A 13958-nucleotide genomic window follows, 5' to 3' on the forward strand; every position below is an offset into this window, starting at 1 on the left:
TGGGTCTAAACCTGCCTATGCTGGCGGTTTGAATCCTTTCCGTATCTCGCAGGAAAAGTATTGCGAGAAAAACAATCCTTAGTGATACCTGTTTATTTTTAACCACAAACTAGTGGTTTATATAGGTGGGAGTTAGATATCACCGACTTATTAGCAAGTTTTCGTTGTAAGTAAATACTCAAAAATAGCCAATATGTGTAAGTATCCTACAATTTTGTCTAGGCGAATTGCAATGAAAGTTGACCCATGTAGACCATTTTTTTCGTTTTATTTTGAATTTAATGCCTAACAAATGTGCAACATTAGGCAAATAGAGCCGATTTTTTGCATGTTTATTGATATTTGTTAGGTTGCTCGCAAAAAGCCTTGAGTAAACTAATTGGTCGAATTTTGCAGGGATGTAATTTTTTTTCAAAAAAGACTGATATTCATTCTTATTTACTTGAGTGCTTTGAAAATATGCAATTACACGAGTTGGTCAATACTATCGGCCAAGACCTTCAACGCCGTTATGGCGAGAAGGTTCACAAGCTGACGCTTCATGGTGGTTTCAGCTGCCCAAACCGAGACGGGACAATTGGCCGTGGAGGTTGCACGTTTTGTAACGTGGCTTCCTTTGCCGATGAACAAACTCAGGTTCAGAGTATTGCAGAACAACTAAAAGATCGTGCGGGTGAAATTGCTCGTGCTAAGAAGTATCTGGCTTACTTTCAGGCGTACACCAGCACTTATGCTGAGGTGCAAGTGCTCAAGAATATGTATGAAGAGGCGCTAAAAGCACCCGGTGCAGAGATCGTCGGCCTTTGTGTTGGTACGCGACCAGACTGTGTGCCTGATGCGGTGTTGGATCTGTTAGCGGGCTACGTTAAACAAGGCTATGAGATTTGGCTCGAGCTTGGCCTGCAAACCGCCAATGATAAAACCCTCAAGCGAATTAACCGCGGCCACGATTTTGCAGTGTATGAAACGATCACCCAACGCGCACGCGCTTTAGGTATCAAGGTGTGTACTCATCTGATTGTTGGCCTACCAAAAGAAACCAAAGCGGATAACCTTGAAACCTTAGACAAGGTATTAGCCGTTGGCACCGATGGTATTAAGCTGCACGGCCTTCATATAGTAGAGGGCAGTACCATGGCTAAGGCGTGGAAGGCCGGAAAGCTAGAAGCCCCAAGCCTTGAAGAGTACATCGATATCGCGAGTGAGATCATTCAACGCACGCCTGCGGACGTGGTTTATCACCGTGTTTCTTCAGCGGCGAGACGCCCAACCTTACTTTCTCCTTTATGGTGTGAGAACCGCTGGTTAGCGATGACTGAAATAGGTCGTTCGTTGGATAAAACCGGTGCTCAAGGCATCAAAACGGGCTCTGCATTCGAGTACACGTTGCCTGTTTTAAACGCGGCCAATTAATAGAAATGGGTGACTGTAGGTAACAGCAGATAAAACCAATAAATAGTGGTAACATTTCCCTAGCAGATTTTATGGTATAGATTGAGAGTAAATGGAACTGGTAATGACTTGGTTGTGGGACAGGGCGTATGGCTACGGTATTTATATCGTTGTTGTATTGCTGATTGCTCTCATCTGCTGGCATCTCTATTCTCGTTATCAGTCGCATATCGAAACGCTTCTACTTGCTACCCCGTCGCCACTCTACTTTGTTGATGTTCGAAGTGGCGAAATACTCTATGCCAATCGCCAAGCCATGCAGTTGCTTGGTATCCGCCAAATCGGTGTTAATTTTCGCTTTCCTACTGTGGAAAGCGAGAACAGCTTTCGTCACTACTTAACCAACCACATCAACTCTCGAGCCTTCGAGCAGGTCTCCCTGTGGGCGCTTTCTGAATTTGAGTCGTTCAAGATCAACTTGATCGGTCGTAAGATCCATTTTAGAAATAAGCAGGCTTGGATGATTCACGCCTCACCTTATAAAAACACTAACGAAGAACTGTCCCAAGAAGTTCGAGAACTGAATGTTGCTCGTACCGCTTTGGATTCTTTGTCTGAGCTGATCTACGTGAAAGATCAGAAAGGTCAGTTAGTGACGAGTAATCGCTCGTTTAAAAAGTTTTGGCATGGTCGTGCTGAAGAGGGCACCCTGAGTGTTTCTGGTGGAGTATTAAAAGGTCGTGTAAGTGAACGCTCTTGGACTACAGATCAAGATGGAAAAAGCTGCTTGCTTGAAACCTACCAAAGTGTGCTGCTTTCCCAAGATGGAGAAACCATCGGCACGCTCTCTATTAGTCATGATGTGACCGATTGGCATGACATGCAGCAGAAACTGCGTGGCGAGATGGAGAAGCGAAAAGATACCGAAGTGGCACTTGCGCAGCGTGACACCATCTTGCAAAACCTCCTGGAGGCCAGCCCAGACTCGATTGGTATCTTTAATGAAAACATGGTTTATCAAGCGTGTAATAAACCATTTGTGGCTGCGCTGGGTATCTCTGAAGTCAGTGACTTGATCGGTAAACGTTTACAAGATGTGGTGCCACATAGCATCTATACGCGAATATCAGAAACCGATCATCAAGTGCTTCATCAAAGTAAATCACTGCGTTATATCGACAAAGTGGTCTCAAGTGATGGAACATTTACTTGGTATGATGTAGTCAAATCACCGTTTAGAGATCCAGCATCGAGCACTAATGGTGTGTTGATCATGGCGCGTGATATTACAGAGCGTTATCTAGCAGAACAAAAGCTTGAAGAAGCCAACCTTGAACTTGAACGCCTCAGCTTTATGGATAGCCTGACTAAAGTGTCTAACCGACGTCGTTTCGATGAACAGCTCTCTACACTGTGGCATTATCATGTGCGTGAGAAGCTGCCACTGACGATCATGCTATGTGATATCGACTTCTTTAAAGGCTACAACGACTTTTACGGACACCAACAAGGCGATGATGCTTTGATTCAGGTTTCTCAGGCATTTAAGCAGGTGTTGAATCGTTCATCTGATTGTGTGGCTCGTTATGGTGGTGAAGAGTTCGGCTTTATTCTGCCAAATACAACGACCGAAGGTGCTCAGCTGGTGGCGCAGCGTATTCATGATGAAGTCCTAAAATTGGAACTTGCGCATGAGAAGTCGACAGTCTCTGAATTCATCACGGTGAGTATTGGTATTATCTCTTACATTCCTACACCTGATGATGAAATGGAATCGGCTGTTGCCTTGGCTGATAGTGCGTTGTATCAAGCGAAATCAGACGGTCGCAACCGTTCAATGGTGCATCCATACTCAATTCGCTAACGCTATAAAATTGGCAATTTGATTATCCCCGGCTATTTTTGCTTAGTTAGTATTTGTATTGGTTAATTAACCTTCGAAATTACCGCTGAACACTTGCTGCGTGTGATGTAGCTAGCTTACCTCCCATCTTCAAACAGGGTAGAATGTTGCTAGTCTTATCGCATGGAGCGCTAAATGAAACCCATGAAAAATCTTGCCCAGTATTACGTGGATCTACTCGTAAAACTGGGGATTGTCCGCTTTTCTATCTTACTCGCCCTAGCGCTTGTTGCCCTCGCTGTTGTTGTGCAAGTCGGTATCACCCTTGCACTCAAAGGCAATGTTGATGACATCGACATTGTCCGTTCAGTTTTCTTCGGTTTAGTGATCACGCCTTGGGCGGTTTATTTTCTGTCAGTGGTCGTGGACCAGTTGGAAGAATCACGTCAAAGGTTAGCGAAATTGGTCTCTAAACTTGGCGACATGCGTGAGCGAGACCAAGAACTCAACAATAAAATGCAGCTCAATATCGAGAAGCTTAATCAAGAAATTGAAGAGCGTGAAAAAGCGGAAGAAGCGCGCGCAGAAGCAATGCAAGATCTCGAAAACGAGGTGTTCCAGCGCGAGCGTACTCAGCTTGAACTCGCAGAACGTACTGCACTGTTACGCTCGTTTATCGATGCCTCGCCTGACCTTATTTACTACCGTAATGAAGATGGTGTGTTCTCTGGTTGTAACCGTGCGGTTGAAGAGCTCACTGGTAAAACAGAAAAAGAGCTAGTTGGTTTAACTCCTTGGGATGTTTACAGTAAAGAGGTCGCTCAGCAAGTTGTTGAAACCGATAAGAAAGTATTTGCTGACAACCAAGCACTGACTTATGACCAATGGCTTGAATACCCAGATGGCCGCAAGAGTTACTTCGAACTGCGTAAAGTGCCTTTCTACAGCAAAGATGGTCGTCACTTGGGCTTGGTTGGTTTTGGCCGCGATATTACTGAACGTAAAGAGCATCAAGAGTCGTTAGAAAAAGCCAGCCGCGATAAGACCACCTTTATCTCAACTATTAGCCACGAGTTAAGAACGCCGCTCAACGGCATCATTGGCTTGAGCCGCATGCTGCTTGATAGCCAACTGACCACCGAACAGCGCAAGCAGATGCAAACCATCAAGGTGAGCGCGGTGACACTGGGTAATATCTTCAACGATATTATTGATATGGATAAGTTCGACCGCCGTAAGCTTGAACTCTTCCCTACGCCTATTAACTTTGAAGATTTCGTTGTCGAGATCGAAAGTATCTCTGCGTTGATGGCTGAGCAGAAAGGGTTAAGGTTCGATCTAGAAAGATTGTCTGATCTTCCAGCTGCTGTTGAGGTGGATGGTACTCGTCTTAGACAGGTACTGTGGAACCTTGTTAGTAACGCGATGAAGTTCACCAAAGATGGTGGAGTGGTGATGACAGTCAGCGCCGACATTGATGGTGACTTTGCCAACATTACGATGGAAGTGGAAGATACTGGTATTGGTATCCCTGAAAGTGAAATCGAGAAGATCTTCGCGATGTACTATCAGGTGAAATCGGGCACGGACAACTTGCACGCTGTCGGCACGGGTATTGGTCTCGCTGTCTCTCAACAGCTAATTAATATGATGGATGGCCACATTGAAGTCATCAGTGAAGAGGGCTTTGGCAGTACCTTTACGGTTTCGATTCGAGTTCCAGTGAATCACGATACTCAGGCTCTGATCAAAACGCCAAGAAAACAGTCGAATCTTAAGATCTTTATGGTCGAAGACATTGAACTCAATATCACAGTGGCTCGCTCTCTACTTGAAAGCCTTGGCCATGAAGTGACAGTCGTGATGACGGGTAAAGAGGCGCAAATTGCTTTCAATCCTGAAGACTATGATTTGGTGTTGTTGGATATCCAACTGCCAGATATGACGGGTTTCGATATTGCTCAATACTACCGCGAGAAATACAGCCAGCTACCGCCTTTGGTGGCGTTAACTGCGAACGTATTAAACAACAAGCAAGAGTACTTCCAGAAAGGCATGGACGAAGCGATCAGTAAACCTTTGTCGGTTCGAGCTATCCAAGATGTCATCAGTGAACTTATCGAAGATGCACCAGAGGTAATTGAGAAGGTAGCGGGCACCGATAAGGTTGAGAGCATTGATAAAGTCGACGCGAGTAAGCCTGTTCTTTCAGAAATTGATACCACTTTGCTTGATATTGATATGCTAGAGTCTTATGTTGATATTGTTGGACCGAAACCGGTTTTGGATAGCATCGCGATGTTCGAAGATATGATGCCGGAGTATATGGAAATATTGAACTCCAACATGGTCGCGAAAGATAAAGCCAGTATCGTTTCTGAGGCACATAAGATTAAAGGTGCTGCAGGTTCTATTGGTCTGAAACGCATCCAACAAGTTGCCCAGAAAGCTCAATCTCCAGATTTGCCTGCGTGGTGGGAGAACATTTCAGATTGGGTTGATGAGATAAATAACGAATACCAGAATGACATTGAAGTTTTAAAGAGTTGGTTAAATCAAAGGTAGAAGAATAATGAAAAAATTAGCATTCGCCGCATGTGTAGTGGCATTAGCGGGTTGTTCTGCGCCACAAGTAGAATGGCAGCAAGATAATCAAGTCGAAGTATCTGCAGTAACAGTTACCATGAAAAGCAACCTTTGGCACAACAAGATGCCAACGATTGGCGAGACTCAAGATAAGACCCTGCATGGTTCTATCTACCTAGAGTCAGATTCACAACTGCCAGCAACGCTTGCGGTTGAGAGTGTTACGGTTAAACAGGGTGCAGACACCTTGTTGGTAACGGCTGACGATCTTGATTTAAGAACACATAGTGAAACTCAATGGGAAGTCGCGTTTGTATGGCAGCTAGAGATCGACAGCGACAAGCCTGTTGATGTAGCGGTTGAACTTAAAGATGGCGAAACCGTGAAGTGGTTAGTAGAGAAAGACGTTAAGGTGGATACGGTTTACTAAAACCTTATCCAATTAAGAACAATAAAAAAGGGAGAATGCGTTGGCATTCTCCCTTTTTAATAACTATTGATGACGCTTCTATTGTTAATAACACTTACTGGTGAGTAGTGCTAAATGGTAAGAAGCGCGAATCGAATTAGTCTTCTAGGTCACCACAAAAGCGGTAGCCTTCACCGTGAATCGTTGCGATGATTTCTGGCGTACCAGAAACAGATTCAAAGTGCTTACGAATACGACGGATTGTTACGTCTACAGTACGATCGTGTGGCTTAAGCTCACGGCCAGTCATCTTCTTAAGAAGGTCTGCACGTGTTTGGATCTTACCTGGGTTCTCACAGAAGTGAAGTAGAGCACGGAACTCTGAACGAGGTAGCTTGTAGCCTTCGCCATCTGGGCTAACCAGAGAACGACTGTTGATATCTAGTACCCAACCGTTGAACTCGTACTTCTCAACGCTACGCTTCTCTTCTTGAACAGAGCTTGTGCTCATAGAACGGTTCAGAAGGTTGCGTGCACGGATAGTCAGTTCACGAGGGTTGAAAGGCTTAGTGATGTAGTCATCAGCGCCGATCTCTAGGCCAAGGATCTTATCAACTTCATTATCGCGACCAGTTAAGAACATAAGCGCTACGTTTGCTTGCTCACGTAGTTCACGTGCAAGTAGTAGGCCATTCTTACCTGGAAGGTTGATGTCCATAATTACAAGGTTAACTTGGTTGTCAGATAGCACTTGGTGCATCTCTTCACCGTCGCTAGCCTCAAAAACAGCATATCCCTCTGCTTCAAAAATACTCTTTAGAGTGTTACGAGTTACTTGCTCATCTTCAACGATAAGAATCTGCGGGGTTTGCATTTGGCGGTACCTAAATTTGTGACGAAACTGTGCTAATAGAATAAATTCTAGGCAAAAACATAACATACAGGTAATGTATTTTTGATGATAACTTAAAGTTTTCAAAAAAACACTTACTTCCAGCTATCTGCCTTCCTTGAAGTATTGCCCAATAACGTAGATCCAGTACGCCTTTCAATCATTCTTTTAGTGATTGGAGTGGATTCTATAATGTTAACAGCATGCTAACAACGCGAGAATGTTAATTCCATTCACTTTGTTGATTTACATCAATTGCCGTATCGCAACAAACTTTAATAGTATGGCTACAACTTAACCAATGTTATGGTGACTATTTAGCACCAAAACAAGAATGATTATTCGAGATGCTTCGCACATCTTGCCTGCTAAAGACCGGATTATGAACCAAGGAAGCTGAAAGCTGTCTTAAGAGTCTAGTAGATAAATATGCTCAATCAACCTTTATTGAGTAATAAATTGAGCATAGAACAATGAAAACAAAGGATTAATTTTAATAACATATAAAAGCATAGAGGCTAGCCTGACATAACTGGTAACGCCTTACTCACGGAGGATATATGCACGATATAACACCCGACTTGTGTGATGAGTTTGAAAGCGAAGTCACCCTACTGAACATGCCATTGCAGAACTTCGGCCAACGTGGTGCGTTCTTTGGAAAAATTGTAACAGTTCGTTGTTATCACGATAATTCCAAGGTTCGCGAGGTTTTAGAGACCGACGGCTGTGGCAAAGTGCTTGTCGTTGACGGAAATGGCTCATGCCAGAAGGCGCTGCTTGGCGATCAACTCGCTATTCTCGCGATAGAAAACGGTTGGGAAGGCGTGATTGTAAACGGTGCGGTGCGTGATGTAGGCATGATGTCGCAAATGGACCTTGGCGTTCAGGCGTTAGGTGCATCGCCATTCAAAACAGAGAAACGCGGTGTCGGCCAAGTGAATGTGACACTCTCTATACATAATCAACTGATTCAGCCTGGTGACTATATTTATGCCGATTGGAATGGCGTGTTAATTTCATCTGAGCTGTTAATTGAATCGTAACTGACTCAAATTGAATGCCGTTGATAGATTAGAACGGGGAATGGTTTGTGATGTACTAAAAGTTTGGATCTCAATCCGCACTAATCTGTTAATAAAGAACAAGCTAAAGAGACTAAAAGCGAAACCCTAGTCCCACTTCAACACCTTGCTGCCACTCTTCATAATCAAGGGTGGCATGCAAATCTAGGTTATCTGTTAGTTGCACTCGGCTGGAAACCTCTGCGGCTACCGATTTCTCATTGTCTTCGGTCTCGTCTTTATAGGTGTGTAGAGAACTGTTAAAAGAGACTCTTTCTGAGAACTGATAACTGACACCACTCAAGAATCCACTTTCCTGTTTCAGTGCCGCACTATTGATACGTGTACCGACGTAAAGATCCACATCTGAAAACAAGCTATAAGAGTAGCCGCTGTCTATCTTCCAAGTATCGAAGCTTTCACTCGACGCGTTTTGTGTGGAGATAAAGAATTTATGAGAAGAACTATCGATCTGGCTGGGTAGTAGAGGCAAGCTATTCGCTGAACAAACAACAGGCATAGCAAAAGCCAAAAGAATAAGTAATCTCTTCATTTCCCACTCCTGATGTCATTATTATTGTTCTTCGAACGTTATCGTTCAATTAAAGCACAGAACTTGTACGTTCGCTGCACAATCGATATAGCATTTTGTTATGACTATATATGCAATTGATCACTCTTGCCTGTTCAATGAGTAAATCCAGTATCTTAAGTGAAGGTTTATACAGGGTGTTTTATCCCTTAAATGACGGTTTGCTCTGAAAAACGGTGCGAATGTAAAAAAAACGCAACTTTTCATTGACGTCCAGTGGTAAAAATTGATACACGTAGAGTAAAGCACAAGCAGAGAATTTGATATGCAGCACGTAAGCCACCTAGTAATGACCACAACCATTATTATTACCGACATTAACATTGTTGGGGCAGGCTGCTAAGTAACGGATTTTAAAAAAAAGGCCTGTATCCAACAAGATACAGGCCTTTTTTTGTACCATTTTTATGACTTATGGAGAAAGGGATGCGCGTTTTAAAGTTTGGAGGTTCATCATTAGCTGATGCAGATCGTTTTTTACGAGCGGCTGATATCATCGCTAATAATGCCCAGCAAGAAGAGCTAGCCGTTGTACTATCGGCTCCAGGAAAAACAACCAATAAGTTGGTCGCTGTTATTGAAGCTGCACTGAAAAATGGTGAAGCTGACGCACAGATTACAGAGATCGAATCTTCATTTAACACACTGTTTGCAGAGATCAAAGCGGTCGTGCCTTCTATCGATGGTGCCGCGTTTCAAGAGCAGGTGGATACCTCTCTTGCTCAGCTAAAGCAGTTCGTGAATGGCATCAACCTACTTGGTATGTGCCCGAACCACGTTAATGCTCGCATCATCAGTAAAGGTGAGCGAATCTCTATCCAGTTAATGAAAGCGGTACTGGAAGCGAAAGGCCAACCAGCAAGCCTGATTGACCCTGTCCAATACCTATACGCTAAAGGCGATCACCTTGAAGCTATGGTCGATGTGGATGTCTCTACTCAGAACTTCCAACAATCTCCACTTCCTAAAGGTCACGTTAACATCATGCCTGGCTTTACTGCGGGTAATGAAAAAGGTGAGCTAGTCACACTAGGTCGTAATGGTTCTGACTACTCAGCGGCTGTGTTAGCGGCGTGTCTACGTGCTGATTGCTGTGAAATCTGGACTGATGTCGATGGCGTTTACAACTGTGACCCACGCTTAGTTGATGATGCTCGTCTGCTCAAGTCTCTTAGCTACCAAGAGGCGATGGAGCTTTCTTACTTTGGTGCTTCGGTTCTACACCCGAAAACCATTGCTCCTATTGCGCAATTCCACATTCCTTGTCTGATCAAAAACAGCTTCAACCCACAAGGCGCAGGTACTTTGATTGGCCAAGACACTGGCGAAGATAACCTAGCAATCAAAGGTATTACGACGCTAAGTGACCTAACGATGGTTAACGTATCAGGCCCAGGCATGAAGGGCATGGTAGGTATGGCGAGTCGTGTATTCGGCGCGATGTCTTCTGCTGGCGTTTCTATTGTCCTTATTACTCAATCTTCTTCTGAGTACAGCATCAGCTTCTGTATTGAATCGGCTGATAAGGTGAAAGCGAAGCAAGTGCTGTCAGATGCGTTTGAACTTGAGCTGAAAGATGGTCTGTTGGAGCCTGTTGAGTTCATGGACGATGTCGCGATTGTTACGCTAGTGGGTGACGGTATGCGCACTTCACGTGGCGTGGCGTCTCAATTTTTCTCCTCTTTAGCTGAAGTGAACGTCAACATCGTTGCTATCGCGCAAGGTTCTTCTGAACGTGCGATCTCTGCGGTTATCCCTGAAGACAAAATCTCTGAAGCGATCAAAGCGTGTCACGAAAACCTATTCAACTCTAAGCACTTCCTTGACGTATTCGTTGTTGGTGTTGGTGGTGTTGGTGGTGAGCTTGTTGACCAGATCCAACGTCAACAAGGCAAACTGGCTGAAAAAGGCATCGTGATTCGCGTATGTGGTTTAGCAAACAGCAAAGGCTTGTTGCTAGATAGCGATGGTCTACCGCTAGAGCAGTGGCGTGATCGCATGTCGAGCGCGACAGAAGAGTTTAGCTTAGCGCGCTTAAATGCACTTGTTCAACGTAACCACATTATCAATCCAGTATTGGTTGACTGTACGTCTAGCGAAGGCATTGCGGCGCAATACGCTGATTTCCTAGCGGCTGGTTTCCACGTGGTAACACCAAATAAGAAAGCAAATACAGCGAGCATGGCTTACTACCATCAACTTCGTGAAGTTGCACGTAACTCACGTCGTAAGTTGATGTACGAGACAACAGTAGGCGCAGGTCTACCGGTTATCGAAAACCTACAGAACCTAATTTCTGCGGGTGATGAGCTTGAGAAGTTCAACGGCATTCTTTCTGGTTCACTGTCTTACATATTCGGTAAGCTTGATGAAGGTATGACACTCAGTCAAGCAACTAATATTGCTAAAGATAACGGCTTCACTGAGCCGGATCCTCGTGATGATCTGTCTGGTATGGACGTTGCGCGTAAGCTGCTTATTCTTGCTCGTGAAGCGGGTATGGCACTTGAGCTTGAAGATGTTGAAGTTGATCAAGCATTGCCACCGGGTTTTGATGATTCAGGCACGGTTGAAGAGTTTATGGCTCGCTTGCCAGAAGCTGATGCTTACTTCCAAGAACAGTCAGCGATCGCAGCAGAAGAAGGCAAAGTACTTCGTTATGTTGGTGAAATCGCCGATGGTAAGTGTAAAGTTCGTATCGCAGCTGTTGATGGCGACGACCCAATGTTCAAGATTAAAGATGGCGAGAACGCATTAGCATTCTACAGCCGTTACTACCAACCGATCCCTCTAGTATTGCGTGGTTACGGTGCGGGTACTGAAGTTACAGCAGCAGGCGTATTCTCTGATGTGATGCGTACTCTTGGTTGGAAATTAGGAGTTTAGGAATGAGTTCAAGTGATATGGATGTTGTTGTTTATGCACCTGCATCAATCGGCAATGTCAGTGTAGGGTTTGATGTGCTGGGGGCCGCTGTGTCTCCAGTGGATGGCGCGCTGCTCGGTGACCGAGTAATGGTTAAAGCAGGTGATGAATCATTCTCACTAAAAACAGCAGGCAGTTTTGTTTCTAAGCTGCCAACTGAAACCAAAGAAAACATTGTCTACGACTGCTGGGTGGTATTCTCTCGAGAGCTTGATAAAAAAGGCGTTGCGGTTAAGCCTTTGGAAATGACACTAGAAAAGAACATGCCTATTGGTTCTGGTTTAGGTTCAAGTGCCTGTTCAATTGTCGCGGCACTGGATGCTTTAAACCGTTTTCATGGTCAGCCCCTGAATGAAACTGAACTGCTTGCTCTGATGGGCGAAATGGAAGGTAAAATTTCAGGCGGTATCCACTACGATAACGTTGCACCCTGTTACCTTGGTGGTGTGCAATTAATGCTGGAAGAGCTAGGTATCATTAGTCAAGAAGTACCATGTTTTGATGACTGGTACTGGGTAATGGCGTATCCGGGCATTAAGGTTTCAACGGCAGAAGCTCGCGAGATTCTACCTTCTCAATATCGTCGCCAGGATGTGATTGCTCATGGTCGCCATTTAGCGGGTTTCATCCACGCGTGTCATTCTGGTCAGCCAGAGCTAGCCGCTAAGATGATCAAAGACGTGATCGCTGAACCATATCGTGAGAAACTGCTTCCAGGGTTTGCTGATGCTCGTAAATACGCGCTGTCAGCTGGGGCACTGGCTACTGGTATTTCTGGTAGTGGTCCAACTCTATTTAGCATTTGCAAAGAACAAGATGTCGCCGAGCGTGTTGCACGCTGGTTAGAACAAAATTACGTACAAAATGAAGAAGGATTCGTTCACGTTTGTCGCCTAGATAAGCAGGGTTCGATCGTTACAGGAAGTGAGTTATGAAACTGTACAACATCAAAGAAAATGATGAACAAGTCTCTTTTGGCCAAGCCGTTCGTCAAGGCTTAGGCCGTAATCAAGGTCTATTTTTCCCATCTGAACTGCCAAAGTTTGATGATATCGATGCGCTGCTAGCAGAGGACTTTGTCCCTCGTAGCTCAAAGATTCTGTCAGCATTGATTGGTGATGAATTACCAAAAGAACAGATCGACCAAATGGTGGATGCAGCGTTCCAATTCCCTGCACCAATCAACCAAGTAAAAGACGGCGTTTACGCGCTTGAGCTTTTCCACGGTCCAACACTGGCGTTTAAAGATTTCGGTGGCCGCTTTATGGCTCAATCTTTAGCAGCTGTTTCTGATGGTGGTCAAATCACTATCTTAACGGCAACATCAGGTGATACTGGTGCGGCGGTTGCGCATGCTTTCTACGGCATGGAAAACATCAATGTTGTGATTCTTTACCCGAAAGGCAAGATCAGCCCACTGCAAGAGAAGCTGTTCTGTACGCTTGGCAAGAACATCCACACTGTGGCGATTGATGGTGACTTTGATGCGTGTCAGGCTCTAGTTAAAGACTCATTTGATGACGCTGAACTGCGTAAAGAGATCGGTCTTAATTCGGCAAACTCGATCAACATCAGCCGTTTAATGGCTCAGATCTGTTACTACTTTGAGGCGGCTTCTCAGCTGACTAAAGAGCAACGTGAAAACCTCGTTATCTCTGTACCAAGTGGTAACTTTGGTAACCTAACGGCTGGTCTATTGGCTAAAGCGCTAGGTCTACCTGTTAAGCGTTTTATCGCAGCAACTAACGAAAATGACACTGTTCCTCGTTACCTAGAAACAGGTCAATGGGATCCAAAACCGACTGTTGCGACAACATCGAACGCGATGGACGTAAGCCAACCAAACAACTGGCCTCGTATCGAAGAGCTTTGCCAACTGAAAGGTTGGGGCTTAGATACACTAGGCAAAGGTAAAGTATCTGACGAGCAGAGCGCTGAGTCAGTTCGCGACCTAAAAGCACAAGGTTACCTATGTGAACCACATGGTGCGATTGCTTACCGTCTACTGGAAGAGCAACTGCAAGAGAACGAAACTGGCTTGTTCCTGTGTACAGCACACCCAGCGAAATTCAAAGAAGTGGTTGATGACATCCTAGGTTCTGATATCGAACTGCCTGGCCCGCTAGCAAAACACGCGGCGATGGAATTGTTGTCTGAAGATCTTGATAACGATTTTGAAGCGCTAAAAGCTGTGCTTCGTCGAGTTCAACCGTAACGTCCATTTGTTTTTCGAACAAATAAAAACGGCGCTCAAT

The 13958-nt window shown here is 44.7% G+C and carries 10 protein-coding genes, 1 pseudogene and 1 other annotated feature; of the genes and pseudogenes, 8 read left to right on the plus strand and 3 right to left on the minus strand.

Translation table 11 applies throughout. The annotated features are described in order from the left end of the window. Window positions 1-459 precede the first annotated feature (459 nt). The 4 genes from AB4329_RS12885 to AB4329_RS12900 all read left to right on the plus strand — a co-directional run bounded on the left by AB4329_RS12885 (window position 460) and on the right by AB4329_RS12900 (window position 6251). A complete protein-coding gene (locus tag AB4329_RS12885; RefSeq protein ID WP_017062887.1) occupies window positions 460-1413 on the plus strand; it encodes a TIGR01212 family radical SAM protein in 954 nt (317 codons plus the stop codon). A gap of 91 nt (window positions 1414-1504) precedes the next feature. Continuing rightward, window positions 1505-3256: a diguanylate cyclase domain-containing protein gene (locus AB4329_RS12890; protein ID WP_017059307.1), complete on the plus strand. Its 1752-nt coding sequence runs from the start codon at window positions 1505-1507 to the stop codon at window positions 3254-3256. A 174-nt stretch (window positions 3257-3430) separates the two neighbouring features. Then, complete coding sequence (gene arcB / locus AB4329_RS12895) at window positions 3431-5800, plus strand: aerobic respiration two-component sensor histidine kinase ArcB (RefSeq protein WP_017062885.1); 2370 nt, start codon at window positions 3431-3433, stop codon at window positions 5798-5800. A 7-nt stretch (window positions 5801-5807) separates the two neighbouring features. Next, complete coding sequence (locus tag AB4329_RS12900) at window positions 5808-6251, plus strand: hypothetical protein (RefSeq protein ID WP_050644351.1); 444 nt, start codon at window positions 5808-5810, stop codon at window positions 6249-6251. Between the two features lie 136 nt (window positions 6252-6387). Here AB4329_RS12900 and arcA read toward each other — a convergent pair whose 3' ends face one another. Together arcA and AB4329_RS12910 are read right to left on the minus strand one after the other, a co-directional pair. After that, a complete protein-coding gene (gene arcA / locus AB4329_RS12905; RefSeq protein ID WP_004741534.1) occupies window positions 6388-7104 on the minus strand; it encodes a two-component system response regulator ArcA in 717 nt (238 codons plus the stop codon). A 429-nt stretch (window positions 7105-7533) separates the two neighbouring features. After that, window positions 7534-7635 (minus strand): annotated as a pseudogene (locus tag AB4329_RS12910) (ribonuclease activity regulator protein RraA); the annotation flags it as partial. 47 nt (window positions 7636-7682) lie between these two features. Between AB4329_RS12910 and AB4329_RS12915 the strand changes: the two are divergent. Then, complete coding sequence (locus tag AB4329_RS12915; RefSeq protein ID WP_017059310.1) at window positions 7683-8168, plus strand: putative 4-hydroxy-4-methyl-2-oxoglutarate aldolase; 486 nt, start codon at window positions 7683-7685, stop codon at window positions 8166-8168. 112 nt (window positions 8169-8280) lie between these two features. Here the strand turns inward: AB4329_RS12915 and AB4329_RS12920 are convergent, their stop codons facing one another. Next, a complete protein-coding gene (locus AB4329_RS12920; protein ID WP_017070076.1) occupies window positions 8281-8739 on the minus strand; it encodes a hypothetical protein in 459 nt (152 codons plus the stop codon). Between the two features lie 317 nt (window positions 8740-9056). Beyond that, window positions 9057-9175 (plus strand) — a sequence feature (Thr leader region). A 29-nt stretch (window positions 9176-9204) separates the two neighbouring features. Here AB4329_RS12920 and thrA point away from each other — a divergent pair. From thrA to thrC, 3 genes are read left to right on the plus strand one after another with little or no spacing between them, the layout of a single operon-like run. Beyond that, the gene (gene thrA / locus AB4329_RS12925) at window positions 9205-11664 is read left to right on the plus strand and encodes a bifunctional aspartate kinase/homoserine dehydrogenase I (protein ID WP_372138485.1); all 2460 of its coding nucleotides are present in this window, start codon (window positions 9205-9207) and stop codon (window positions 11662-11664) included. A gap of 17 nt (window positions 11665-11681) precedes the next feature. Beyond that, a complete protein-coding gene (thrB, locus tag AB4329_RS12930) occupies window positions 11682-12638 on the plus strand; it encodes a homoserine kinase (protein WP_372138495.1) in 957 nt (318 codons plus the stop codon). Then, entirely contained in the window at window positions 12635-13918 is a 1284-nt protein-coding gene (gene thrC, locus AB4329_RS12935; RefSeq protein ID WP_102394353.1) for a threonine synthase, read from the plus strand. Before thrB ends, thrC begins: the two co-directional genes overlap by 4 nt. Window positions 13919-13958: the final 40 nt, after the last annotated feature.

Origin of the sequence: Vibrio sp. 10N.261.54.A5, from assembly GCF_041471145.1 — a bacterium.
GTDB classification, from domain to species: domain Bacteria; phylum Pseudomonadota; class Gammaproteobacteria; order Enterobacterales; family Vibrionaceae; genus Vibrio; species Vibrio crassostreae_C.